Source organism: Cohnella sp. OV330 (assembly GCF_900112065.1).
Lineage (GTDB): Bacteria > Bacillota > Bacilli > Paenibacillales > Paenibacillaceae > Cohnella.
Genome location: NZ_FOKE01000013.1, coordinates 137,475 through 162,441 on the forward strand (window position 1 = coordinate 137,475; position 24,967 = coordinate 162,441).

At 61.3% G+C, this 24,967-nt stretch carries 24 protein-coding genes and 2 pseudogenes; 11 read left to right on the forward strand and 15 right to left on the reverse strand.

Going from position 1 to position 24,967, the window contains the following annotated elements:
* Positions 1-50 precede the first annotated feature (50 nt).
* Positions 51-911, forward strand: coding sequence for an SDR family oxidoreductase (locus BM235_RS26325; RefSeq protein WP_090117224.1), 861 nt, complete (start codon positions 51-53; stop codon positions 909-911).
* 74 nt (positions 912-985) lie between these two features.
* On the opposite strand, the gene BM235_RS26330 is transcribed toward BM235_RS26325, so the two are convergent.
* From BM235_RS26330 to BM235_RS26340, 3 genes are all read right to left on the reverse strand, one after another.
* Positions 986-1,720, reverse strand: coding sequence for a hypothetical protein (locus BM235_RS26330; protein ID WP_090117225.1), 735 nt, complete (start codon positions 1,718-1,720; stop codon positions 986-988).
* On the reverse strand, positions 1,713-2,252 hold the full coding sequence (locus tag BM235_RS26335; RefSeq protein WP_090117226.1) for an RNA polymerase sigma factor: 540 nt from the start codon (positions 2,250-2,252) through the stop codon (positions 1,713-1,715). The genes BM235_RS26330 and BM235_RS26335 overlap by 8 nt, the downstream gene beginning before the upstream one ends.
* A gap of 77 nt (positions 2,253-2,329) precedes the next feature.
* Positions 2,330-3,211 carry a LysR family transcriptional regulator gene (locus BM235_RS26340; RefSeq protein ID WP_090117227.1) on the reverse strand — a complete coding sequence of 294 codons (882 nt, stop codon included), beginning with the start codon at positions 3,209-3,211 and terminating at the stop codon, positions 2,330-2,332.
* Between the two features lie 122 nt (positions 3,212-3,333).
* Between BM235_RS26340 and BM235_RS26345 the strand changes: the two are divergent.
* The 4 genes and pseudogenes from BM235_RS26345 to BM235_RS32765 all read left to right on the forward strand — a co-directional run bounded on the left by BM235_RS26345 (position 3,334) and on the right by BM235_RS32765 (position 6,743).
* Positions 3,334-4,073 (forward strand): annotated as a pseudogene (locus BM235_RS26345) (SDR family NAD(P)-dependent oxidoreductase).
* A 167-nt stretch (positions 4,074-4,240) separates the two neighbouring features.
* A complete protein-coding gene (locus BM235_RS26350) occupies positions 4,241-4,747 on the forward strand; it encodes a hypothetical protein (RefSeq protein ID WP_090117328.1) in 507 nt (168 codons plus the stop codon).
* Between the two features lie 89 nt (positions 4,748-4,836).
* Complete coding sequence (locus tag BM235_RS26355) at positions 4,837-5,703, forward strand: AraC family transcriptional regulator (protein WP_177244291.1); 867 nt, start codon at positions 4,837-4,839, stop codon at positions 5,701-5,703.
* Between the two features lie 177 nt (positions 5,704-5,880).
* Positions 5,881-6,743, forward strand: a pseudogene (locus tag BM235_RS32765) (Rpn family recombination-promoting nuclease/putative transposase).
* Positions 6,744-6,784: 41 nt separating this feature from the next.
* On the opposite strand, the gene rlmN reads toward BM235_RS32765, so the two are convergent.
* Complete coding sequence (gene rlmN / locus BM235_RS26370) at positions 6,785-7,852, reverse strand: dual-specificity RNA methyltransferase RlmN (RefSeq protein ID WP_090117231.1); 1,068 nt, start codon at positions 7,850-7,852, stop codon at positions 6,785-6,787.
* Positions 7,853-7,869: 17 nt separating this feature from the next.
* Positions 7,870-8,259 carry a winged helix-turn-helix transcriptional regulator gene (locus tag BM235_RS26375; protein WP_090117232.1) on the reverse strand — a complete coding sequence of 130 codons (390 nt, stop codon included), beginning with the start codon at positions 8,257-8,259 and terminating at the stop codon, positions 7,870-7,872.
* A 111-nt stretch (positions 8,260-8,370) separates the two neighbouring features.
* On the opposite strand from BM235_RS26375, the gene BM235_RS26380 reads away from it, so the two are divergent.
* The gene (locus BM235_RS26380) at positions 8,371-9,603 is read left to right on the forward strand and encodes an MFS transporter (protein WP_090117233.1); all 1,233 of its coding nucleotides are present in this window, start codon (positions 8,371-8,373) and stop codon (positions 9,601-9,603) included.
* A 24-nt stretch (positions 9,604-9,627) separates the two neighbouring features.
* On the forward strand, positions 9,628-10,485 hold the full coding sequence (locus tag BM235_RS26385) for an aldo/keto reductase (protein WP_090117234.1): 858 nt from the start codon (positions 9,628-9,630) through the stop codon (positions 10,483-10,485).
* Positions 10,486-10,557: 72 nt separating this feature from the next.
* Here BM235_RS26385 and BM235_RS26390 read toward each other — a convergent pair whose 3' ends face one another.
* The 3 genes from BM235_RS26390 to BM235_RS26400 all read right to left on the reverse strand — a co-directional run bounded on the left by BM235_RS26390 (position 10,558) and on the right by BM235_RS26400 (position 13,325).
* Positions 10,558-10,746, reverse strand: a complete 189-nt coding sequence (locus tag BM235_RS26390) for a hypothetical protein (RefSeq protein ID WP_090117235.1) — start codon at positions 10,744-10,746, stop codon at positions 10,558-10,560.
* Positions 10,747-10,858: 112 nt separating this feature from the next.
* A complete protein-coding gene (locus BM235_RS26395) occupies positions 10,859-12,298 on the reverse strand; it encodes an HD-GYP domain-containing protein (protein WP_090117236.1) in 1,440 nt (479 codons plus the stop codon).
* Between the two features lie 106 nt (positions 12,299-12,404).
* Positions 12,405-13,325, reverse strand: a complete 921-nt coding sequence (locus BM235_RS26400) for a methyl-accepting chemotaxis protein (protein ID WP_090117237.1) — start codon at positions 13,323-13,325, stop codon at positions 12,405-12,407.
* Positions 13,326-13,507: 182 nt separating this feature from the next.
* On the opposite strand from BM235_RS26400, the gene BM235_RS26405 reads away from it, so the two are divergent.
* Entirely contained in the window at positions 13,508-14,440 is a 933-nt protein-coding gene (locus BM235_RS26405) for a MerR family transcriptional regulator (protein WP_158543794.1), read from the forward strand.
* A 145-nt stretch (positions 14,441-14,585) separates the two neighbouring features.
* Positions 14,586-16,526: a sensor histidine kinase gene (locus BM235_RS26410; protein WP_158543795.1), complete on the forward strand. Its 1,941-nt coding sequence runs from the start codon at positions 14,586-14,588 to the stop codon at positions 16,524-16,526.
* Here the strand turns inward: BM235_RS26410 and BM235_RS26415 are convergent.
* From BM235_RS26415 to BM235_RS26425, 3 genes are all read right to left on the reverse strand, one after another.
* Positions 16,503-16,739, reverse strand: a complete 237-nt coding sequence (locus BM235_RS26415) for an NHLP leader peptide family RiPP precursor (protein WP_090117240.1) — start codon at positions 16,737-16,739, stop codon at positions 16,503-16,505. The two genes, BM235_RS26410 and BM235_RS26415, sit on opposite strands and share 24 nt — an antisense overlap.
* A gap of 71 nt (positions 16,740-16,810) precedes the next feature.
* A complete protein-coding gene (locus tag BM235_RS26420; protein WP_090117241.1) occupies positions 16,811-17,773 on the reverse strand; it encodes a hypothetical protein in 963 nt (320 codons plus the stop codon).
* A gap of 215 nt (positions 17,774-17,988) precedes the next feature.
* Positions 17,989-18,759: a spermidine synthase gene (locus BM235_RS26425; RefSeq protein WP_090117242.1), complete on the reverse strand. Its 771-nt coding sequence runs from the start codon at positions 18,757-18,759 to the stop codon at positions 17,989-17,991.
* Between the two features lie 116 nt (positions 18,760-18,875).
* On the opposite strand from BM235_RS26425, the gene BM235_RS26430 reads away from it, so the two are divergent.
* Entirely contained in the window at positions 18,876-19,439 is a 564-nt protein-coding gene (locus tag BM235_RS26430; RefSeq protein WP_090117243.1) for a GNAT family N-acetyltransferase, read from the forward strand.
* A gap of 31 nt (positions 19,440-19,470) precedes the next feature.
* Here the strand turns inward: BM235_RS26430 and BM235_RS26435 are convergent, their stop codons facing one another.
* Together BM235_RS26435 and BM235_RS26440 are read right to left on the reverse strand one after the other, a co-directional pair.
* On the reverse strand, positions 19,471-19,812 hold the full coding sequence (locus tag BM235_RS26435) for a YrdB family protein (RefSeq protein WP_255374611.1): 342 nt from the start codon (positions 19,810-19,812) through the stop codon (positions 19,471-19,473).
* Positions 19,813-19,956: 144 nt separating this feature from the next.
* Positions 19,957-20,322, reverse strand: coding sequence for a hypothetical protein (locus tag BM235_RS26440; RefSeq protein ID WP_090117244.1), 366 nt, complete (start codon positions 20,320-20,322; stop codon positions 19,957-19,959).
* A 214-nt stretch (positions 20,323-20,536) separates the two neighbouring features.
* Between BM235_RS26440 and BM235_RS26445 the strand changes: the two genes are divergently transcribed.
* The gene (locus BM235_RS26445; RefSeq protein ID WP_090117245.1) at positions 20,537-23,146 is read left to right on the forward strand and encodes a PAS domain S-box protein; all 2,610 of its coding nucleotides are present in this window, start codon (positions 20,537-20,539) and stop codon (positions 23,144-23,146) included.
* Between the two features lie 18 nt (positions 23,147-23,164).
* On the opposite strand, the gene BM235_RS26450 is transcribed toward BM235_RS26445, so the two are convergent.
* Complete coding sequence (locus BM235_RS26450; RefSeq protein ID WP_090117246.1) at positions 23,165-23,974, reverse strand: ABC transporter permease subunit; 810 nt, start codon at positions 23,972-23,974, stop codon at positions 23,165-23,167.
* Positions 23,971-24,858 carry an ABC transporter ATP-binding protein gene (locus BM235_RS26455; protein ID WP_090117247.1) on the reverse strand — a complete coding sequence of 296 codons (888 nt, stop codon included), beginning with the start codon at positions 24,856-24,858 and terminating at the stop codon, positions 23,971-23,973. The genes BM235_RS26450 and BM235_RS26455 overlap by 4 nt, the downstream gene beginning before the upstream one ends.
* Positions 24,859-24,967: the final 109 nt, after the last annotated feature.

Here is a 24,967-nt window from a genome sequence, read left to right on the forward strand (position 1 = left end):
CGCCAAGGCGTCGATGCTATCCAATACGACTCCCAGGAGGTTCATTTTTTATGAAAATACTAGTTACCGGCGCAACGGGCCATCTCGGCTCCCTTGTCGTAAAGACGCTGCTCGACCGCGTATCCGCGGAGCAGATCGCCGTGAGCGTTCGCGACCCGCAGAAAGCGGCTGCGCTGGCCGAGCGCGGCGTGGACGTTCGGCACGGCGACTTCGAAGATCCGGCTTCGCTTGCGCAAGCTTTCGCTGGCATCGATCGCCTGTTGATCGTCTCGACCGACGGAGACACGGAAACCCGTATTCGCCAGCACGCGAACGCCGTGGAGGCGGCCCGCAACGCCGGCGTCGGCTTCATCGCCTATACCAGCGCTCCGAATGCCCAAGAGAGCGAGCTGTTCCTGGCGGAAGTACACCGCGAGACGGAAAACGCGATTCGCGCGACGGGCATCCCGTATGCCTTTTTACGCAATAATTGGTACATCGAAAACGAGGCCGGCGCGATCCAGGGCATCGTCGCGGGCGCCCCGCTCGTCACGTCCGCCGGGGACGGCAAAGTCGGCTGGGCTGCGCGCGGCGACTATGCCGAGGCGGCTGCAGCCGTGCTCGCCGGCGCCGGGCACGAGAATAAGGTGTACGAGCTCGGCGGACCGCTGCGTACGTACGCGGAGCTGGCTGGCGCGGTATCCGAAGCGCTCGGGCGCGAGGTTCCTTTTCAGCAGGTCGACGACGACACTTACGTCGGCATTATGAAGAGCGCCGGCGTGCCGGAATTCGCCCTGCCGATCGTCACCGCGATCCAGCAGGCGATTCGCGCAGGCACGCTCGCCGTGGAGAGCGGCGATCTGGAAAAGTTGCTCGGGCGTCCGGCGACGCCGTTGACGAAGGCGGTCGCGGAGATCGCGGGCGTGCAATAAACGATTAGCCGGCCGATAACGGCGCCTAGCGCGCCGTTACCGGCCGGTTTTCCTTTTATAGGGGATGCCAGGCATTAAGACGACGGCGCCTCCAAGTATAAATGCGCGAGCGCAACCGCCTCGTCCGGATCCATGCTCCAGATGCTGATGCAGGTCACGATCTCTTTTTCGGCTTCCTTGTGATAGAGCATCATCTGCCACCTTCCCTTCTGCAGATTCATCAGAATCGCGAGATCGTCGCCGAAGCCCTTTATAAACTTGGAGCCGTGCGGATATTCCGAGTTAAACGTCTGGTTCGGCTTCTTCTTCAAGGACACGGTATAGCTGCTGTCGAAGGCTTGTCTCACGACGGCGCGCCTGCCTTGGGGATCGAGCAAGAAGGTCCAATATTCGGCGTTGCCCGGATCCATTCCGGTGGATCGAACCTCTGTCCAGCCGGCCGGCAAGACCGGGATTCGAATCGGGATCGGGGCCTTTCTTCTGGTTTCCTGCAAAGATAGTGGTGGATACCCCTCTAATAAACGCTTACCGTCGAACGCTTCCAGCGGCGTCAGCATATCCGTCAGATCGTCTTTCTTATCGCTAAAAGAGACGGTCGTGTTAGACCAGTTAGTCATGCCTTGGTAGACCGCCGTGCACGCCCCTGCCAATAGCGCCGCGAGCAGAGGAAGCGCCACGAGCCAATAGCGCCGAAGAGGCCTGCGCGTACGGCTATCCGCCCGCATCCAGAGCTGGTCGAAGGAGGCGATCGGTTTTTCCGATGCGAGCGCTTCATGAATCACCCGTCGATACTTCGAGACATCACTCATGGGTACCATCACTCCCGTATGCGAAATAACGATCCTTCTTTGGCAATCGCGCCCTCAGGTTGTTCAGCGCCGCATGCAGCCTGGATTTGCAGGTTCCGAGCGGTATACCCAGCAAGTCGGCCGTCTCCTGAAGCGTCATCTCCGCATAAAAATGGAGCGTCACGACCTCCCTCGTCTTGAGCGACAGCCCTAAAACCTCGGTCCATAACTCCTGATCGCGCTCGTCCGACAGGACGATGGCTTCGATCGAATCCGGGTCCGCTCGTTCGGGCGGTTGACCGATCAAGTAGAGCCAGCGGCTTTTTCGCTGCGCGTTGCGCGTCAGATTGACCGCGATCCGGGACAGCCACGGCCGCGCCGAGCCGGTGCGCTGCGGATCAAAGCTGCCGTATTTGCGAAAGGCTTGCATAAAAACGTCTTGGGTAATGTCCTCCGCCAGCGATCTGGATTTCGTCAGCATCAGCACGAGACGGTAGATATAAACGGCGTTCTCTTCGTAAAGCCGCTGCGCTTCCGCTTTAGCGATCTCCATTCCGCCCCTCTCCTCCCTTCCAAGCGTATCGCAACTTATACACTCCAACTTGGAAAAGAGTTCGGTTCGCCGCCGCCCTACTCCGCGAGTTCATCCCGCAACGCAGCGTACAGCTTCGCCCCCGCCGGCGTAAGCGGCGACTCCGATGCTCTGCTGAGCAGGCCGCATGCCATATCGACGGCCGTTCCCTCGATCGGACGAGAGGCGACGCCGGACGGAGGCTCGTCCGCCAACACGCGGGGAACAAGGGCGACCCCAAGCCCCATCGCGACATAGGAAGCGAGGGCGGTCATGCTGCCGATCTCCATCGTCTCCGCCGCCGGCGCGGCGCCCCCGGCCAGCAAGAGCTCGAGCTTGCGGCGATAGGGACAATTCGAGGCCGTGACGAGCAGCCTATGGGCGGCGAGTTCCTCCAGCCGGACAACCGCCTGCGATGCCAATGGATGGTCGGCAGGCAGGAGCGCGGCGAAGGGCTCGCGGTACAGCTGCTCGAAGTGCAGGCCCTCCGCATGCTCCGGCATGGCGCAGAGCGCCAGGTCGAGTTCTCCTTTAAGCAGCCGCTCGCTCAAGACCGGCGTACTTGCGGACTCGATGGAGACTCGAATCTTCGGATAGCGTTCCGCGAAGCGCCTCAGCAGCGCCGGCAGCCGGCAGCTGACGGCGGGCTCCGTCGCGCCGAGCCTGACCTCCCCCGCTTCCCCATTGCGCATCTCCGTCAGCGACCGCCGCAGACGGTCCATATCCTGCAGGAGCGGCAGGCTCCGCTCCCTGAGCAATCTGCCTTCCTCGGTCAGCCGAAGCCCGCCGGTACGTTCGAACAGAACGACGCCGAGGTCTTCCTCCAACCGCTGAATCTGCATCGTTACCGTGGACTGGGCGTAATTCAGCTCCTCGGCCGCGAGGCGGAAGCTTCCGAGCGCCGCGATCCGGTGAAAGGCGCGAAGCGATTTGGGATCCATGAGACGCATCTCCGATCGATTTTTATGAATGAAATCTTCAATTTATTCAATTATACGAAACGCGCTACCTCTTATAAACTAAATAACGAATAGATCTCGGCAGAATAGAAGGAGGCGCAGCGATGGATTTGAAAAATCGAACGGCGATCGTAACGGGAGGCGGCACGGGGATCGGAAGGGCGGTATCGCTGGAGCTGGCCGCGCTTGGCGTGTCCGTCGTCGTCAATTACTCGGATCTCGAACCGAAGCGGAAGAAACGGCCGAGGCGATCCGGGCATTCGGCGGACAGGCGATCGCCGTGCGGGCGGACGTGTCATCGGACGCGGAGGTCAGGGCCATGTTCGGCATAGCGGACCAGACGTTCGGATCGGTGGACCTGCTCGTGAACAACGCGAGCGTCACGCGGCATATACCGCTGCAGGACCTGGAGGCGGTGACGGACGACGCATGGGACGAGCTCGTCAACACTAACGTCAAAGGGATGTTCTACTGCGCCAGAGCGGCCGCGCCGCTCATGGTCCGCGGCGGCGGAGGCGCGATCGTGAACGTCGGCAGCATCGCCGGCAAGACCGGCCGCGGCTCCTCGCTGCCGTATGCCGTCTCCAAGGCTGCCGTCCATGGCCTGACGCTGTCGCTGGCGCATGCGCTTGCCCCGCTCGTCCGCGTGAACGCGATCGTGCCCGGCGCCGTGAGCACGCGTTGGTGGGCCGGTCGCGAAGAACAAATGCGCAAGCTCGCGCCCTCGACGCTGCTGGCCTCGATCTCGTCGCCCGAGGATATCGCCCGCGCCATCCGCTTCGCGCTGGAACAGGAGGCGATGACCGGACAGCTCGTCACCGTGGACAGCGGACAGACTCTCTGACCACGGGAGCTGCGCGCCTGCTCGCACCTTTTAGCATAACGTCCGGCCCGGCGCCTCCGTCTGCAGTCTGATTCTGCGCTATGCGCAAGTTGGACGACAGGGCCGAGATCGAGGTGTTAAGCTATAAGCAACCAAGCTTTGCTTATAAGGAGCGATCAATTATGAAAATCCATCGCGGCACGCTGCTCGGTCCCCTCCTGCTTCTGGCCGGCCTTTTTCTGCTGTTTCGCGGCGATCTGCATTTGGGCACGGGCTCGATTTTCGCGTATTTCTGGCCTACGCTGTTCGTTCTCCCGCTGGGTATTTTCTTCCACTGGCTCTACTTCTCGGTGCTCGGCGGCAAAGGCGTCGGCGTGCTTGTCCCCGGCGGCGTCCTGCTCACGGTGTACGGCGTCTGCCAGATCGCCATGCTGCTGGACAACTGGTCGATGATGTGGCCCGGCTTTATTCTCGCCCCTGCCGTCGGCCTGTTCGAGCTGTACTGGTTCGGGGGCCGGAACAAGTGGCTGCTCATCCCGATCAACATTTTGACTTTCCTTTCGCTTCTCTTCTTCGCCATCTTCTCGATCGGCTACGTGCTCGGGAAGCTGACGGGCGGCTCCTCCATTCTGGCCATCCTGCTGATCGGGGCTGGCGCGCTCGCCCTGATGTCCCGCAGGCGGGAATCGATCTGACCGGCAAGCCGGGGCTGTTCGCGAAGAGCACGCCAAGACAGGCGAATCCGGCATGCGGATGATAGAGTGGAGTCAGAGAGGGGATGCGCATGGAGTGGCTTGAGCGAATGCGGCACGCGCTGGACCGGATGGAACGGATGGTAGAGGAGCCCTTCGACATGGCTGAGATCGCGCATGCGGCGTGCACCTCGCCCTATCATTTCCAACGGATGTTCCACATGCTGACGGGCATGACGGTCGCGGAATACATGCGCAAGCGCAAGCTGACGCTGGCGGCTCAGGAGCTCGCGATGGGCGCGGCCAAAGTGCTGGACGTGTCGCTGAAGTACGGCTACGAATCGCCGGAGTCGTTTGCGAAGGCATTCCGCAAAGCGCATGGCATCGCGCCGTCGGAGGCCAAGGCCCAAGGCGCCTCGCTTAAGGCCTACCCGCGTATTTCCTTCCACCTGTCGTTGAAGGGAGACAAGGAAATGGATTATCGGATCGTCAAAAAAGAAGCGTTCAAGGTCGTCGGCAAAATGATCCGGGTCGGCACCGAGAACGGGGAGAACACCCGGAGAATTCCGGCTTACTGGGGAGAATGCGAGGCCGACGGGACGCTCTCCAGATTAGCGGAGATCGGCTCCGGCAACCCTTTGCTTGGCATCTGCTCGATGCCGCCTGGCGAAGAACTGCTCACCTACTTGGTCGCGGTGGAGTGCGACGCGGAGGCGGAGACGCCGGAAGGCTGCGTCTCGTGGATGGTGCCCCAGGCCACCTGGGCGGTGTTCACCTCGGTCGGCCCCGTGACGCCTTCGATTCAGCGGCTATGGGGACGCATCTATAGCGAATGGTTCCCGTCCTGCGGCTACGAGCATGCCCCGGCACCCGAGCTGGAGGTGTACCTGGAGGGAGACACGAACGCGGAGGATTATCGCTGCGAGGTATGGATTCCCGTCGTCGCGAGTCAGGCGTAGCACCCTCGGATTGACAAACCCTCCCGCGCGAGCGAAGATGGATTCAAGCAAGGCAAGCGGACGCGAAGCACGCGCCGCCGTTAACCCCGATTTTGCGGGTTTAACGGACGGCGCGTGCTTTTTTTGCGTCCTCCAAGCGCTCAAAAGGCTATGGTATACTGAGGGGAGAACGGGAACATGAAGAAGCGATTGAATCCGAAAAACGATTACTTGTTCAAACGGCTGTTCGGAGAAACCGACAGCAAGCCGCTGCTGATCGGGCTGCTTAACGCGATCCTGCGACGGACGGACCGGGCGGCGATCGCCGATCTGACCATCCTGGACGGCAAGCTGCTTACCAAGCGCCTCGTCGAAGACAAAGAAGGCGTGCTGGATATACGCTGCGAGACGGCCGACCGGGAGCAAATCAACGTCGAGATGCAGGTCGGACGCTACCGGCACATGGAAAAGCGCAGCTTGTTCTACATGGGGCGCTTGCTCGCCGACTCCATTCGCGAAGGCGAAGACTACGGCCAGCTCAAAAGACGATCTGCATCAACATATTGGACTTTCCGTTTTTGCCGCTTGAACACTTCCATCATTCGTTCCAACTATACGAAGACGGCGCCAGGCAATATCGGCTTACCGATTTGATCGAGCTGCATTTTATTGAATGCCCCAAGTTTAGAGCCGGGCCGTACCGCCGCGAGGATCCGCTGCATCGCTGGCTGCGGTTTTTAGACGAACGGACGACCCCAGAACAGTTGGAGGAGTTGATCGAGATGGATCCGACGATTCGAAACGCCGAAGAGCGTCTGTCTTACCTGAGCGAGGACGACATGACCAGAATGCTGTACGAAGCGCGGGAAAAGGCGCAGCGGGATCGAATCAGCTTCATCAAAGACGCGCGGGAAGAAGGATGGGAAGAAGGACGAGAAGCCGGGATCGTCGAAGTTGCTCGCCGTATGCTAAATGAGGGCGCCGACGTCGCGCTCGTTAGTCGGCTAACGGGAATGCCGACGGAAAGCGTTCGGACACTCGCAGAACAGAATGAACGCTAATAAAGCGAAAGGGGCCGCTCAACGGGCCCCTTTCGCTTTATTCAATTCGCCTTCGCGATCTGCTTGCTGCGCAGCTGCCCGCAGGCCGCGTCGATGTCGGCGCCGTGCTCCAGCCGCACGCTCACGCTGACGCCGCGCTTCTTGAGCGCGTCGTAGAAGCCCCGTACCGCCTCCTGCTCGCTGCGCTGGTATTGGCTGTGCTCGTCTACCGGATTGTACGGGATGAGATTTACGTTCACCTGGCTCCGCCGCGCCTCGCCGATCAGATCGGCCAATTCCTCGGCATGCTCCCTCCGATCGTTCACGTCCCGCAGCAAGATATACTCCAGCGTAAGCCGCCGGTTCGTCCGCTCCAGATAATAATCGATCGCCTCCATCAGTTTCGCGATCGGAATGGCGCGGTTGATCTTCATGATGCGCGTGCGCAGCTCGTCGTTCGGCGCATGAAGCGACACGGCCAGGTTCGTCTGCAAGTCCGAATCCGCGAATTCCCGCAGCTTGTTCGCCAGCCCGCTCGTGGATACGGTGATGTGACGAGGCCCGATGGCCAGCCCCTTGTGGTCCTTCATGACGCGGATGAAATCCGCCATGTTGTCGTAGTTGTCGAAGGGCTCACCGATGCCCATCACGACGATATGGCTGACGCGCTCTCCGCCGCCTGCGGCGTCGAGATGCGCCTGAACCTGCATGATCTGCTCGGCGATCTCGCCCCCCGACAGATCCCGGCTCTTGGCGAGCAGTCCGCTCGCGCAGAAGCTGCAGCCGATATTGCAGCCGACCTGGGACGTCACGCAGACGGACAAGCCGAACTTGTGACGCATGAGGACCGTCTCGATGAGATTGCCGTCGGACAGCCGGAACAGGAACTTCACGGTTCCGTCCGCGGACTGCTGCTTGACGTGCTCCGTCATCGTCCGCAGCGCGAAGTTTTCTTCGAGCAGCGCGGCCGCCGCCGGTTCGAGAGCGGGGACCATTTCCGCAAAATCCGCGACGCGGCTCCGGTACAGCTGCTCCCACACCCGGTCCGCACGGGACTTTTTGAAGCCCCGCTCCGCCAGCCAAGCGGCCAGCTTATCGTAAGGCAAGCCGTATATCGATGGCTTGGTCATTTGCAAATACCTCTCTTCTAGCGGTTCAGCACGTTGTCTTCGAGCACCGCGTATTTGTCCCCGTATTCCTTGATGATATGCTGCTCGCCCCAGTTGCACAAGGAGTCGAGTATCGACTTCAGGCTCCACCCGTAAGCGCTGAGCTCGTACTCGACGCGGGGCGGCACTTCGTTATATACGATCCGGTTAACGATGCCGTCATCCTCGAGCTCGCGCAGCTGCTGCGTGAGCATCTTCTGCGTGATGGCGGGCATGAGGCGCTTGAGCTCGCTCGTGCGCTTCTTGCCGTGCGTCAGATGGCACAGGATGACGCACTTCCACTTGCCGCCGATGACTTCGAGCGTCGCTTCCACGGAGATGTTGTATTTTTTGGCCAATGCGATCGATCTCCTTCCGCATGCCGCCATGGGTACTTTTTAGTACCTATATCACTAAAAAGTACGTACTGTCCATTCGGGCGACATTCATCCATAATAGCATTCACCGGCCGGGATATCTACTACGGGAGTGATGCTCCAATGACGTTAGCCGCCAAGAAAAGCACGGCTGCGCTGCTTGCGCTCGCGGTGAGCGCGTTCGCCATCGGCACGACCGAATTCATCAGCGTCGGGCTGCTGCCCCTCATCGCGGATGATCTTCATATATCCGAATCCATGGCGGGCCTTACGGTCACGCTATACGCACTGGGCGTTATGGCGGGAGCGCCGATCCTGACCTCGCTCGCCGCAGGCGTGCCGCGCAAGACGCTGCTCCTCTGGATCATGGTCGTCTTTATCGCGGGCAACGTCCTCGCCGCCGCTTCCGGCAGCGTCGTCCTGCTACTCGCCGCCCGCGTGCTGTCCGCCTTCGCCCACGGCGTATTCATGTCCGTCGGCTCGACGATAGCGGCGGATCTCGTGCCCCGGGACCGCAGGGCCAGCGCGATTTCCACCATGTTTTCGGGTCTTACGATCGCGACCGTGACCGGCGTTCCCCTTGGCACGCTGCTCGGGCAGCACCTCGGCTGGCGGGCCGCCTTCGCGGCCATCGCGGCCGTCGGCATCGTAGCCTTCGCGGCCAATCTCGCCCTCGTCCCCTCGGGACTGCGCGGCGCCGCCCGGACCAAGCTTCGCCACCAGTTGCCGCTGCTGGGCAACCGCCGGCTGCTGCTCGCCTTTTCCATCACCGCGCTCGGCTATGGAGGCACGTTCGTCGTCTTTACTTATTTGTCTCCGCTTCTGCGGGATATAACCGGATTCGGCGAATCGTCGATCGCTTTGATCCTGCTGTTTTACGGAATCGCCATCGCGATCGGCAACGTCGTCGGCGGCAAGGCCGCCAACAAGCGGCCCGTTCCGGCGCTGCTCGTCATGTTCGCCCTTCAGGCGATCGTGCTGCTCGCGCTGAACTTCGCCGCGCCCTACCGCGCAGCCGGGCTGGCGACCGTCCTGCTCATGGGCCTGCTCGCCTTCATGAACGTGCCGGGACTCCAGCTCTACGTCGTGATGCTGGCGGAGCGGTACGCCAAAAACGCCGTCGACTTCGCCTCGTCGCTCAACATCGCAGCCTTTAATGCCGGCATCGCGATCGGCGCCTTCCTTGGCGGCATCGTCGTGGATCGGCTCGGCGTCGCGCATACGCCTTGGGTCGGCGCCGTCATGGTCGCCGCCGCCGTGCTGCTGACGGCTGCAAGCCTGCGCCTCGAAAAGGCGGAAGCCCGATCGAACAATGACCGCCGAACGCCGGCGACACCAGCCTCAAACTCATTTTAATCCGTTAAGGGGATCATTCAGATCATGACGACGCATAATGAGATTCAAAATCTCCAAAGCGCTTTTCCGCTCGCGAACGGCGTCCGCATGCCGTGGCTCGGCCTCGGCGTGTTCAATGTGCCGGAGGGCGCCGAGGCGGCGAATGCCGTTAAGGAAGCCATTCGCCAGGGCTACCGCAGCATCGATACGGCCGCGATCTACGACAACGAGACGAGCGTCGGCGCCGGCATTCGCGAGGCGCTCGCCGAGACGGGACTCGCCCGCGAAGCGCTGTTCGTGACGTCAAAGGCATGGAACGCCGACCTCGGATACGAGGAGACGCTGGCGGCTTACGAGACGAGCCTCCGCAAGCTGGGATTGGACTACCTGGATCTTTATCTGATCCATTGGCCGGTCGCGGGGAAATACAAGCACGCTTGGCGCGCCCTCGAAAAGCTGTACGCGGACGGCCGAGTCAAGGCGATCGGCGTGAGCAACTTCCACGTCCATCATCTTGACGACCTGCTGCAAACCGCGACCGTCGTACCGATGGTCGATCAAGTCGAGCTGCATCCGCGGCTGCAGCAGCCGGAGCTACGGGCCTATGCCGCCGAGCGCGGCATTCGGATCGAGGCCTGGTCCCCGCTCATGCAAGGCGGATTGCTGGACGATCCCACGCTGACCGCGATTGCGAGCCGGCACGGCAAGTCCGTCGCCCAGGTGATCCTTCGCTGGGACCTCGAGATCGGCGTGGCGACCATCCCCAAGTCGACCCGGGCGCACCGGATCGCCGAGAACGCCGACGTCTTCGGCTTCTCGCTGACCGAGGAAGATCATCGCCTGATCGCCGCGATGGATCTCGGCCGGCGGGTCGGACCCGATCCCGACAACTTCGATTTTTAAGCAAACAAACGGCGCCGCTTCCCGTCCGGGAGCGGCGCCGTTTTCGATTCGCCGAGATCCGGCGGCTGCTGCTTATGGTTTGGACTTGTCCCGCTCCTGCTGCGACTGCTGGGACTGTTGAGACTGTTGGGACTGCTTGGCTTCCCATTCCTCGGCCTGGGGCTCGATGTCCTGCCTGCGGTCTATCTTCTGGTTCTGCTCGAGCGAATTGTTGTCCCGATCCTCGGCATTGCGCGCCTGATCGCCGGTCAGCTTGGTCATGGTCCTCATCTCCCGTCGGTTGGTTATACAGGACTTTACCCGCTGCCCGCAGGAGGCAAACCGCGCGCGTGCGCGCTCCAAAGCGATGACCGCAGGCACGTATGCTTAACGGTCAAGCGAGCGCCGATCTGCCCAGTCCCCGCTCCCACAGCGCCGAGCCCTCCCGGGTCATATCCGGTTCGGCCTGGCAGGCCCGTTCCCACGCTTCGACGCAGGCGGGCTCGAAGTGCGTCCCCTTGCTCGCGTTCAGGATCGCCATCGCATCCTCGTGCGACATCGCAGGCCGGTACGCCCGGTTGCTCGTCAGCGCGTCGTATACGTCCGCGACCGCCACGATTCGCGCCATACGGGGAATCTCTTCGCCGGCCAGGCGATCGGGATAGCCTTCGCCGTTCCACTTTTCGTGATGCGAACGAATGATGCCCAGCTCCTCCTCCATGAACCCGAGGTTTCTGCACATCTCGTATCCTCTCGCCGGATGCTCCTCGATGATCGCCCGCTCCTCCGGCGTCAGCCGCCCCGGCTTGTTCAGCACCGCGTCGGGCGTCTCGATCTTGCCGACGTCGTGCACGATCGTACCGCCGACGAGGGCGCGGAGCTGCTCCGGGCGAAGCTGCATCTGCTCCGCGATCTTAAGCGCGTACAGCGTCACGCGGAAGTTGTGGCCCGCCGTATACGGATCCTTGCTCTCCGTGGCGAGCATAAGCGCGCGGACGCTCGGCTGCAGCGCGTTCGTGATGCGCTCGACCGGGTCGGTCGTGAACAGCCCTTTGATGGCGCCGGCGAGCGAACGCCTGGAGGCATATTGACGGTAGAGCCCGAACAGGACGACCAGCATCGCCGCAAGCAGCAGGAAGTGATACAGCCACCAACTGCTGCGCCATACGTCGCCTTGCGTCATGATGAGCTGGGCCGCGATCAGCCAAGCCGTGGCGTAGACGATCGCCAGTTCCAATGGAAAACGCGAATATAGATAAGATCTGTAATACCGGTAGCCCGTGACGATATTGACGGCGATGACGAACAGCGTGGCCGAGGTGTTCAGCGGATGGACGTCGAGACGAATAAAGTCGACGATCTCGGGGCGCAGCAGGCCGATCAAGCCGACGAGCGCCAGCAGTATGGTCCATAGCGGTAAAAGCAGCCGTTCGCGGCAGGATAAAAAATGGATGAAAGGGTGGTCGGAGCGCCAGGAGGAGAGCCAAAGCCAGACGGTGGCGAAGATGACGCTGAGCGGGGCGCTGATCTTCGGCAAAGGCGTGACGCCTATAAGAAAATTAGGCGTAGACAATCCGTGCACCATGAAAAGCACGGCCAACGAGACGAAGGACAACGCGAGGAAGCTCACTTTGATGTTGCGCACGCGCCTGCCGGCGACGGCGACGAACCCGGCCACGACGAGCGCCAGCAGCGCGACCGAGCTGACGATGTAAAAGTGCGCGCCGGGCAGGACGAATATGCCGTCCCAGCCCGGATTCCTGCTCAATACGACGAACGCGGCATAAGGAAGAATCGAGGCGGCGAGCGGGCCAAGCAGAGAGCGTGCGTTCATCGGCTTTTTTCTCCATTTCTCCGATCTGGGACATTAGGCCTGTCTCTCTCCATCTTAAAGCACGGCGTTCAAAATGAAAATACTAGAAATCGCCGCCGCCATCGCATTAACGGCCGACGGGCGCCTCCGACCGTTCGTCCAGCCGGCGCGCCGCGTCCTCGATCCGCCTAAACGCTTCTACCGCGTCCTGAAGCCTGCGCAGGCTCTCTCCCGCCGAAGTCTGCGCTCTTTTCGTCCCGCTGCCGATCTCCGCCATCCGGGCGACGACCTCCTCCACCTCGCCGTTCGCCTTTTGGGCGGCGTCCCGGACTTGGCCCGAGAGCTTGCGCACCTCCGAGGCGACGACTTCGAACCCCCGCCCGAACTCGCCCGCGCGAGCCGCCTCGATCGCCGCGTTCAGGGCGAGCAGCTGCGTTTGCCCCGCCACCTCCCGGATCGCGCGCACGATGCCCCTGATCGCGTCGGCCTGACGCTCGAGGCGGCTCAGCAGCTCGAGATTGTCGAGCGAATCCGCGCGCATCCGGTCGATGGCGGCTTCGATCTCTCCGCTCTTCGTTACGCCTTCTCCCGCCCGGCTCGACAGTTCCTGCGCCATGCCCTTCAGCTCTTCGGCATGCCGGATCGCGGCTTCCTCGCGAGACGTGATGTCCGTCGCGACCTTGATCACGGCTTCGTAGCCGCCATCCGCCCCGCGTACCGGCATATACGTCGCCTCCAACCAGAGCAGGCTGCCGTTCTTGGCGACCCGTTGGATTTTTTCCTGAAAGGACTTCCCGCTCCGCAGATTCGACCACAGTTCGCGATAGGCGTCGCTGGCCGCGAACGCGGGCGTGCAAAAGCGCCGGTGCTGCAGTCCCCGCATCTCCGTCTGGCCGTATCCCAGCGCGTCCGCGAAGTTACGGTTCGCCCACAGCACGGTACCTTCCATATCGAATTCGACCATCGCCAAGGACCGTTCCATCGCCCCCAATACGGCCTCCGCGTTCAACACCTGCGTATGGTCTTCGCATTGCGTCCGTTCGCCCATAACGTCCTTACCGTCCTCTACCGTGTTTTTGTATATCTTTTGTATAGATATTGCTTTTAATTGTACACAATCTATACAAGACAAGCAATAAATAATGGTCTATGTTATACCGAAAGCTCTCTTTCCGGATATACTAAAGAAGTTTTGTATCATTTATGTATAATGTTGGGTGGAGGTGCGCCATGTACAGCATTCAGAAAGTATCGGACATGCTCGGCATCCCTGGCGTCACGCTTCGCGCCTGGGAAGCACGCCACCGTATCGTCAATCCGCTCCGGAGCGCCGGCGGGCATCGTCTATACAGCGAAGAGGATGTCGCCACGCTCAGAAGCGTCAAGCGGCTGATGGAGGAGCAGGGTCTGAAGATCGGGGAGATCGCATACCAACTCAAACAAGAAAAACAAATAGATAGGGCGGACCCTTATTCGGGCGGCCGCCCCCTTATTTCGAACGCGTCCGAAGCTGCGCGTTCCGTCCGGATCGATACGCATATCGCGGAGCGCTTGTACCCGGCGCTGGTCGCCTTCAATACCGAGGAGGCCAACCAGGCCATCGACCTCGCCATGTCCCTTTACGGCTACGAAAAAACATTCCACAGCATTCTCGCTCCGCTCCTCGTCCGGATCGGAACCGACTGGGAAGCGGGTAAAATCGCCGTGGCCCAAGAGCATTTCGCCTCGCAGCTCATCTTGCAGCGATTCATGCAAGTGTTCCGGTCGCTGCCGGTCGACCCGAACATGCCGAGCGCCGTCGCCTTCTGCCCGCCCGGCGAGCACCATCAACTCGGGCTGCTGCTGTTCAGTCTCTATCTGCGCAAGCGGGGCGTCGACGTCATCTATCTGGGCCCCGATACGCCCTATGAGGGGCTCGGCCAGCTGATCGAAATGAAGGATGTGCGGGCGGCGGCGATATCCGTCACCGATCCGGCGCATATCGCACCGCTCTCCGAGTGGCTGGATCGGGCGACCAGCCGATATCCAGCGCTTCGCGTCCTGCTCGGCGGCCCCGGCTTCGGTCCGCAGAGCGCCGACAGACGGCAGTGGGACCGCGTCAGCTACGAGGACGGCGTCGACTGGGAGGCATGGTGCCTCGCCGCTTTCGCTCCTAGGCAATAAGGCCCAATCGCGTCTGAACTTTTGCCCTGCGATTTGACGGATCATACAGGAGTTTGAATCATGCTGTCGAATTTTAGTTGGTAACAGGCAATTTTTCCCGCGGCAGATCTTGCCAAAGCATGCGGTATGTAAAATGGGGTGCAATATGAAAGCGGTTCGCTTAATCGCAGCGTTGGCATATGCGGTCGCCATCGCCGCGCTGTTTATTATAGGGCCGAATACGAGCTGGGCGGCGACGCCGGAAGCGAAAATCGACCATTGGCAGGTCATGTGGATTCCGGACGGCGCGCAGCCCGGCGTCTCGCCGCCCGACGGCGGCAAATGGATCGATGCCGAGGCGGGCACGCCGCTGGTCGATCTGCCGGCCGACGCCCAAGGCGCGTGGATTCGCTTGCGGGTGCCGCCGACGGACGGCTGGCAGCGGCCGGGATTGCTGGTCAGGCGATTGTACGGACTGGAGTTGGCCGCCTTCAAAGAAGGCGATCTGCTCTTCGAGTCGAAGCGCGACTTCGACTTTCACCTGAACAGGCTGCTGCTGCCGCTTGGCTCCTACGACCAAGCGTCGAACATCGACGTGCGAATCCTCACGACGGGGACGCGCGCGGGATTCATCACGAACGCCCGCGTCGGCGAGTTCGCGCCGCTGGAGGAGAGCTACATCCGAAGAGAGCTGCCCGATCTGATGCTGGGAGGCTCGATCTCGTTTCTGGCATTGATCATGCTGATTTGCTCGAGCTACCTGAACCGCCGGCAGCGAAGCTCCTGGATCTCGCTTTGCCTGATCGCACTGACTATCGGCACGCTGATATCGGTCTATTCTCCGATGCTGTATATCTATTACAAGTCTTACGCCAATCTCTTTTTATCGCTATTCGACCTGTCGATGTTCGTACTCTTCCCCGCGCTTAGCTATTACGTCGACGAGGTACTGGGGAGTCGTTTCCGCTTCTTTACGAGATTCCGCAAATGGCAGGCAGGATTTTCCGCCCTTTGTTTCCTGGCCTTCATCGTTTATAAGGCGACCAACGAGCGCTACTATGACCTATACTACCTGCTCACGAACCCGATCCTCGGTTCGCTGATCCTGGTTCAGCTGCTGATCATTGCCGTGCTGTCCGTGATCAATGCGCTGCGCAAGAACAGGGACGCGATCATTTTATCCGCATCCCTCTTCCTCTTGGCGCTCTCGGGCGCCACGGATCTGATCCTCTACTATTCCAGCGGCAAGAGTTACATTCTTTTCTTGTGGAAAATCGGGGTCGTCCTGCTGATCGTCGGGCTCGTGATCATCCTGGCAAGGCGGATATCCGCGGATTACCGGATGCTGCTCTCCTACTCCAAGCGTCTGGAGCTGTTCAACCATCGGCTGGAGCGAACGGAGAAGCTGAAGATCATCAGCGACCTGGCCGCGTCGGTCGCGCACGAGGTCCGCAATCCGCTTCAGGTCACGCGAGGCTTCCTGCAGCTGCTGGCGGGCCGGGGGGATAGCGAGAGCAAGAAGCATTTTAACATCGCGGTGAGCGAGCTGGACCGCGCCTCGGGCATCATCACGGACTTTCTGACCTTCGCGAAGCCCGAGCTCGAGACCGTCTCTCCCCTGAATCTGGCGGAGGAGCTGGCGCAGCTCGAAGTCATCATCGCCCCGCATGCGGCGATGCACGGCGGCAGGCTGCAGATTAACGCGGATCCGGGATTGACCGTCATCGGCAGCTCGTCCAAGTTCAAACAGGCGCTCATCAATCTGCTGAAGAACAGCATCGAGGCCTTCAAGGAAGACGGCTATATCGAGATCAACGCTTATGAGGAAGACGGAGAAGCGACCATATGGATCAAGGATAACGGGGAAGGAATGGACGAAGCGCAAATCGCCAAGCTGGGCGTGCCTTATTTCTCGACCAAATCGAAGGGTACCGGCCTCGGGACGATGGTCACCTTCCGCATCATCGAGGTGATGAAAGGGACCATCGAATTCAAGAGCCGCAAGGGGCAGGGAACCGAAGTGTTGATTCGGCTCCCGATTGCCAGCGATGCCGCCATGGAAGAGGCGGCCGCGGCAGGCATCCTACCAAACAACCTCGACGTTTGATTCGCCGTCGCCGATATCCTCGGGATTCGGGGGGATGACCAGATAGTAGTGCGAAGCGGTCTCTTCGACGGTCGTCACTTGAATCTCCTGCGGCAGATCGACGCCGAACGCGTCCTTGACCGCGGCCTTAGGGTCGGCCAGCAGCTGTTGCTTGAACGCGGGATCTTCCCATGCTTTTTTGATGACCTGGACTTTGAGCGATTCGAGGGACATTCGATTCACGACCTTTTCATATGTTTGGGTCTATCAACCCATATCCTACCATACGAATAGGCGATTCGTCCCTATAATTCTTTCATTTTTGATAAAAAATATGAAAATCCGCCACCGCTAGCCAATTTATCCGTCGTATCCCGGGTCGCTTGGACATCGTTCATTATTCCCGCTACGATCTCCTGCTGGAACCGAACCAAACCCGGCGCGACGTTCGGCAGCGCGGACAACCGTTCGCCGTGACCGAGCAAGATTGACGCGAGCTGCTCCAGCGCGCCTTTGCGGTAGATCGCCTGCAGGACCAGCCGCTCCTGCAGCGGTTGATCCTCCGGCAGGGCGAGGCTCTCGCGCCTGACCAAGGTCAGGAAAGCGTTGCTTCGCTCTTCCCCGGGCAGGTCGTCCCGCCAGTCAGCCCAGTCGTCCGCCAGCTGCAAAGACGCGAGCGCTACCTCTACGGCCTCCGCCGCGTCGGCAATTTGGTCCGGAAGTCCTGCAGACAGCAGAGCCGCGACGGCGCCGAGCTTCACCGGGGCCGACTTGCGCGCCAGCGCGCGGAAGTCGCGCGGATCCGCCCGCCTCAGCCCCTCGTCGGAGACGGCGGTTGCCCATTCGGCCAGATACGTCCGGTAGTAGGCCCAAAGGGGAGAATCCGGCGGATAGTGGCGGCCGTAACGCTCCATGAAAAGCGCTTGCAGCAGCTGGCCGGCCGCTAAGGCGCGCTTGTCTTCCAGGCCGGCGTCACCTCCGTCCATCACGTCGTCGAGCAGAAAAAAATGCAGCATCGCATAAACGTTACCTACCGCCAGATCGCGGCACAACGCGGGGTTGGCTCCCGTCAGCTCCCCGATCCAGGACGGCAGCAAAAAGGCGATATAGTTGGATTTGCGGTCCCGACCCGTCGGATCGGCCCGCATGACGAGCCCGCGGACCAAAGCGCCCAGCGGCTCGGGGTATGCATCCGCTCCCGCCGCGGCTTCCGCGAAGACGCCGGCGATCTCGCGTGCGGCATCATGCACGGCTTGTACGGTTTTCATGAAGAGGCCTCCAATATGTAGGGCACCCCTCTTCCGTAGTCGCGTCTGCAGGCATGCGGGACGGGGCGCATATGCTTCTATCATACCGTACGGCAGACTAAAATTCTGTAACCGCGCTCGCAAATTTTAGAAATTCTAGGCCTATTTTCCCGCAACGACAGGCCCCTTCGAACAGGACTGACGACGCACCTGCAAACGAATGACGACGAAGCCGTTCATTCCGGCCCGCCTTGCTCTCCAAGGCTGCCGACGCGATCCCTACGCACGTATCCCGGCTCGATCTCCGCCGGCTCGCAGCCCGGCGGCATCTCGACGCGCGCAAGCGTCCGGGGCCCGGCGATCAGGATCAGATTGTCCCCCGCCTCGCCGCCCGGCGCTGCGGCCGATATCGCGGCCGCGTAAGGGAAAACCGCCTGCAGCGTCGCCAGCATGGAGGCGACCCGCCTGTCCCCCTTGCCGCGGCCGATGACGTTCAGCAGCATTGCGCCTCCGTCCCGCAGCCGATCCCGCGCCAGGCCGTAAAACTCCAGCGTCGCCAAATGCGGCGGCGTTCCTTCGGCGGTAAAGGCGTCGACGACGACATAGTCGAAGCTCCCCGCCTCCGTCCCGGCGAGCAGCTCGCGCCCGTCGCCGATCGCGACGTTCCCGTGCCGGCAGCCGAAGTAGACGCGGCTCCATTCCGCGACCAGGGCGTCGATCTCCGCCGCCTGGATCCTTTCGCTCCCGTAATGCCTCGCGATCGTCCCCGCCCCGTGCCCGATGACGAACGCCCGCCCGAAGGACGGATCGATCGCGTCCATGAGACGGATTAATGCCCGCTGGTAAGCCAGCACGACGCGCGAAGGATCTCTCAGGTCGATCGCTCCCTGGACGGCCCCGTCCGCGAATTGCAGGATGCGAAATCTGCCGACTTCGCCGTATAGCGCGGTCGTATCGTAGATCCTCAGCTCTCCGTGCGTTCCCTGTTCGTCCGCGATCAATTGCATGGCCGACTGCCTCCCTTTCGTTCTTTGCAGCATAAGCGGCGCTTCATTCATTTTATTTTAAGGCTGGCGGCTTATAATAACCGGCATACATCCGACAACCGAAGGTCAGTGACATCATGAGCTGGTATTCGCAATTTCCGCCGCTTCGCACGGAGCGACTGCTGCTGCGCCAAGTGACGGCCGAGGACGCGGAGGATCTGTACGCGCTCAGCGCGGATCCGCAGGTCACCAGCCTGCAGGATTGGCACGGCCCCGCCTCCGTATCGGAGACCGAGGCGATCATCGAGAGCTGGCGCCAAGGCTACGCCGACAAACGCGTGATCGCTTGGGGCGTCACGCTGCTGGGACGCAGGCCGCTCATCGGCACGGTGACCCTGATGCCGACGCGGGGCAGTTTCGAGGACCTGCCGCGGTTTCCGCTGGCGCTGGGCTATGACCTGAAGCCGCGCTTCTGGAACCGCGGCATCGCGTCCGAGGCGGTGCGCGCCGTGCTCGACTTCAGCCGCGCGCATATCGGCCCGCACCGGATCCAGGCCGAGGTGCATCCGGACAATGCCGCGTCGCTGAAGGTGCTGAGAAAGCTTGGCTTCCAGGAAGAAGGCCTGCTGAGACACTATCTGATGCATGAGGCGACCCGGCAATTCATCGACGTCCTGATGCTCGCTTTGTTGTTCAACTGAAGCCGCGGACGACCGCGGGCGACCGCTACGCCTACTGGTCCCAGACTGCGATCAGGATGCGGTTAACGGCCCAGACGCCGAGCAGCGCGGCCGCGCTCGCCGGGCGCCCCGCCGCGTACAAGGCGGCCGCGGCAACGCCGAACACCGCGAGCTCGATCGCCAGCTTCAAGCCGGCGTGCAGCGGAACCGAAGCCTTGGGCGACAAGAATGCGCCCCAGACGACGGCCGCGACGGCCGGCGAGCCGATGCCGAGCATCCAGCGATACGCGGATGCCGCGTCCGCCTTGAATCCCCAATAGCCCAATGCGGCGAGCATCGCCAGTTCGAGCGCGAACCGGAGCGCCAGGTTCGCCGCTTTTATCGCTTCCATCATACCGTCGCAGCCCCTTCGCCACAATGCTAATGTCATTAGTTTTAATATAACTAACGTCATTAGTTTAGTCAATCCCTCATTACTAAATCCCGGCGGCAAGAGACGAATAGCTCTCGTCGCCGGGTTTGTGCGCTGTCCTTTACTTCACAAGCCGGGGGTCGCGTCGAACGTCCTGCCGCAGGAGGAGCAGAACTTTGCCTCTAGCGGCGCCGTCTTGCCGCAGGCGCATTCCTTTTCGTCGGAGAGGGCGTTGATCTGCGCCTTGTTCTCCTGGATCTCATGCTCGAGCGCCAGGATCCGATCGTACTTGGGCTGCAGCTCGTGAATCCCGACCTCGACGCGCCGGCCGACGGCAGCCTCGAACACCAGCTGGCCGATCTGCTGCTGGAGCTCTTCGATTTCTTTTCTTTTCGAGCTGTTCTGAAGCTTGAGGCGATTTACGTCGACCAGGACCTTGGCTTTGTTGCCCGCGTCGTTCAGCCCGGATTTGACTTTGTCCAGAAATCCCATTGTCACGGCCTCCTCTATTCTCGCTCGGACTATTGTCCATTGCTGCCAGTATACTATATTTATGGAACGGCGAGACGACATATGCCTCGCGGAGCATACGCGAAAACGACGATTCCCGCGCGGCTTCGCGGCCCAAGGACATTATTCGCCGATTCCGCTAGGCCTCCGGCGTTCTTCCTGATAAACTCAGTATAAAGCGGGAGGAGGAACTTCTTTGGAGCATGCATTCGCGAACCCATCCTTGCCTTTTGAACAACTCTATTATCATTCGCCGATCGGCACGGCGTTCCTCTCCCCGGACGCGGACGCCTGGGTAGGCGCCAATCCGTCGTTTTGCGGGATGCTCGGGTACGGCGAGGAAGAGCTGCAGAGCATGCCATATTCGCAATTGGCCGTTCTCTCCGTCAGCGATCGCGAAGAGCGCCTCGCGCCTCTGCTTGCCGGCAGCCTGCCGAGCCTGGCGTTAACCGAGACCTTCGCGCGCAAAGACGGATCGCCCGTCACCGCCCGCCTCCATTTGATTCCGATTCGAAGCGAAGGTATCATCCAAGTCATCGCGGTCCAGGTGACGGAGCTCATCCCGACCGCGCCGGCCGATACGCTGTCCGAGGAGACGATCCTGCGGCTCGTGCTCGATCACGCGCAGGACCTGATCACCGTCTCTACGCCCGACGGCATCACCCGCTATGTGTCTCCGGCGATTCAATCGGTATTGGGTTACGAACCGGCCGAGCTCATCGGCCGCAACAATATGGCGCTGTACCATCCGGACGATGTCAGGCAACTGATGACGCAGACCTTCCGCGACGTCGACGTGTTCGAGTGCCGGGTGCGCCACCGGGACGGACATTATCTCTGGTTCGAGACGACGTTCGAGGTGCTGCGGACCGCTAACGGCGAGTTGGACAAGATCGTCGGCATCGGGCGAGACGTCACCGCGCGCAAGAAGTTCGAGGAAAATCTGGCCGAGGCGCAGCGTCTCGCGCGCATCGGCTCGTGGGACTGGGAGATCGCCGGCGGCCGGTTCTCTTGCTCCGACGAGATGCATCGCATGTTCGAGGGCCGGATCGACCGGGACCGAATCGATCTCGAAGCTTTTTTCGCCTGCCTGCATGTCGACGACCGAGACCGCATTGAGGCGAATTTGCAGAAAGCGCTTAAAGGCGGCTTTCACGAGGCGGACTTCCGCATCGTGACCGCGGGCGGGGACACGCGTCTGATCCATGCCCGGATCCAGTCGATTCTTATGCCGGATACCGGCGAAGTCGAACGCTTGCTCGGCACGGTACAGGACATTACCGAGCGCAGGCAGATGGAAGAGCAGCTCCGGGAGAGCGAACAGCGCTACAAATCTCTGTTCAACTACAATCCGTCGGGCGTATATTCGTTCGACCTGGAGGGCAACTTCACTTCGCTCAACGGGAGCCTGGAGAAAATGCTCGGGTACACGCGCGAGGAGCTGATGCCTGGATCGTTCGTCCGTCTCGTGTTCCCGCCGGACCTGCCGCGCACGCAAGCTAACTTCAATCGCGCCGCGCAGGGCGTGCCGCATAACTACGAAGCCCTCATCGTTCACAAAAACGGCTCGCTGCTCGACCTGAGCGTCACGAACGTGCCTATCTTCGTAGACGACCGCGTGGTCGGCGTGTTCGGCATCGCCTCCGATATTACCGAGCGCAAGCGCCACATGGAGCAAATCGAGAAGCTCAGCGACGAGCACGCGCTCATCCTGAGCTCGGTATCCGAAGGTATCTTCGGCGTCGACCGGGAAGGCCGCGGCATCTTCCTCAATCCGCCCGGCGCCCGCATGCTGGGCTGCGAGCCGGAGCTGTTCGCCGGTCGTCCGTACCAGGAATCGGTTCACCATACCCGCGCGGACGGCAGCCGTTACGCCGAGGGCAAATCCCCCGTTCACCTGACGATCCAGGACGGCCAGCCGCGCGCGGCGCGAGAGGATGTCTTCTGGCGGACGGACGGTTCGAGCTTTCTCGCCGACTACCGCGTGACGCCGATCGCGGACCGCGGCGAGATCCGCGGCGCCGTCGTCGTGTGGCGGGATATTACGAGCGAAGTCGAGGTGCTGAAGGCCAAAGAATCCGCCGAGCGCGCGGACCACGCCAAGTCGGAGTTTCTCGCGATCATGAGCCATGAGCTGCGGACGCCGATGAACGGCATCATGGGCATGACCGACCTGCTGCTCGACACGCCGCTATCGGATACGCAGCGCGAATATGCGGAGATCGTCATGAAGAGCAGCCGCAACCTGCTTCGCATCCTGAACGACATCCTGGACTTCAGCAAGATCGAAGCCGGCAAGCTCGATCTCGAATGCGAGCCCGTCGACCCCGCCCAACTGCTCGAATCCGTCCGCGAGCTGTTCGAGGTCAAAGCCGACGAGAAGGGGGTCGTCCTCGACATGCGCATTGAAGACGGCACCCCCGCGACCTTCGGCGGCGATGCCGCCCGTATTCGGCAGGTGCTCGTCAATCTGGTCGGCAACGCGATCAAATTCACCGACGCGGGCCGCGTCTCCGTCAGGCTTCGCAGGGCGCCTAACGAGCGACATGCGCCGGACATGCTCGAGTTCGAGGTGTCGGACACGGGCATCGGCATCCCGGCGGACAAGCTGGACCGCCTGTTCCAATCCTTCTCGCAGCTGCACCCGGGAATCAACCGCAAGTACGGCGGCACCGGCCTGGGCCTTGCCATCTGCAAGCGTCTAGTCGAGCTGATGGGCGGCCGAATCGAAGCCCGCAGCGAGGAAGGCGCAGGCTCCCTCTTTCGGTTCACGCTGCTCGCTTCGTGCGATTCGGAGCAGCGCTAGGCGCAGGCGAAGATCGGATTAAAGCGGCAGATCCCTTCGTTTGAATACTAGTATAGCGGCTCCGAAGGAGGCTAGCCCGATCGCCGCGAGCAGCGCGAAGCCGAGCGCGGGGAACGCCTCGCCGCCGACGATGTCGCCCGGCCTGTAGAGGGAGAAGATCGAGAGGCCGCGCATCCAGGCGATGCCGTCGCCGAGCTTGCCCAGCAGGTCGAGGCTGTAAAATCCGAAGACGATCGCGCCCGAGAGGCCGAGCGCCCGCTTCTCGTCGCTTGACGCGGCAGAGACGAGAAACGCGATGCCTGCGACTGCGAAGAACATCAAGAAGGCGGCGGCGTTGAGCAGGACGAAGCGACCGCCGTCGAACGCGTAGCGATCTCCAAGCAGCCATGCCTTGCCGGCAAAACCCGCGAGCGTCGTCGCGCCCAAGATGAGCAGCAGGCCTGAGACCAGCACGCAGGCCTGGGTAAGCGCGATCCGGACCCGCGTCGTCGGCGTCGACAGCAGATAGGCAATAGAGCCCCGGTCGATCATCCGCGCCATGAGCTGCGTCGAGAGCTGCACGCTGACGATCGCGAGGATGAGCACGAGGATGAGGCCGTAATATTCGCCGGAGATGAAGGCCTCGGCACTGTCGAACCCGTTCAAGCTGAAGGCTCTTCCCACGCCCTCCGGCATCGTCGCGACGATGTCGTCGAGGGCTTCCGTATTTTTGGCGATGCCGGGATAAAGCCAGAACATGAGGAAAATGTAGAAGGCGGATCCGAAGGCGTAATTCAGAAATCCCTTCAGGTTGACCCGCATCATCTGTTTGTACAGCGCTCCGCTCATACCCCCTCCCCCTTCCGGTCATAGTAATCCATGAAGATGTCCTCGAGATTTTGCGTGAAAAGGTCGATATTGCGGACGCGCCGCTTCGCCGTCTCCTCCGCGAACCGCCCGTAGTCGCCCTTGACCGCGACGCGCACGCGGTTGCCGTCCAGCGACTCCACGCTGAGACCCGACTTCGCGAAGGCAGCCGCTTCTTCCGCGGTGTCGAAGGTGACCTCGAACAGCTTGCGCTGCATCCGCTGCAGCTCATGGATGTCCGCGATCGTCACGATCGCGCCGTCCTTGATGATCGCCGCCCGGTCGCACGTACGCTCGATCTCGGGGAAGCTGTGCGAAGACATCAGGAACGTCTTGCCCCTGGCCTTCTCCTCCAGCACGAGCTCGACGAACACCTTCTGCATGAGCGGATCGAGTCCCGACGTCGGCTCGTCCAGGATGACGACCTCGGGATCGTGCATGAACGCCGCGACAATGCCCACCTTTTGCTTCATCCCTTTGGACATTTTGCGGATGGGCGTATTCGCGTCGAATTGCAGCCGCCCGATCAGCCGCTCCCTTCTGCCGCGGTCTCGCACCCGCTGCATGCCGGACAGAAAGTCAAGGAATTCTCGCCCGGTCATTCCTTCGATGAAGGCGATCTCTCCCGGCAAATAACCGATTCCCGATTGTACCTCGCCCTGTCGCAGCCACGTGTCCATGCCGTTTACGATCGCGCGTCCGCGATCCGGCTTCATGAAGCCCATGATATGCCGGATCGTAGTCGATTTGCCCGCGCCGTTCGGTCCCAGAAAGCCGAACACCTCTCCCGGACGGACCGAGAAGGACACGTCCCGAATGCCTCTTCCGTTCTTAAAGGTCTTCGTCAGATGCTCCACCGTCAGCATAACGGCGCCTCCAATCGAAAAATAATGAAATTTTTTATCACCCATATTTCATATGTTATACTAGACCCCGAAGATGACTGCGTCAACGATTTCGTGAAATATTCATTTA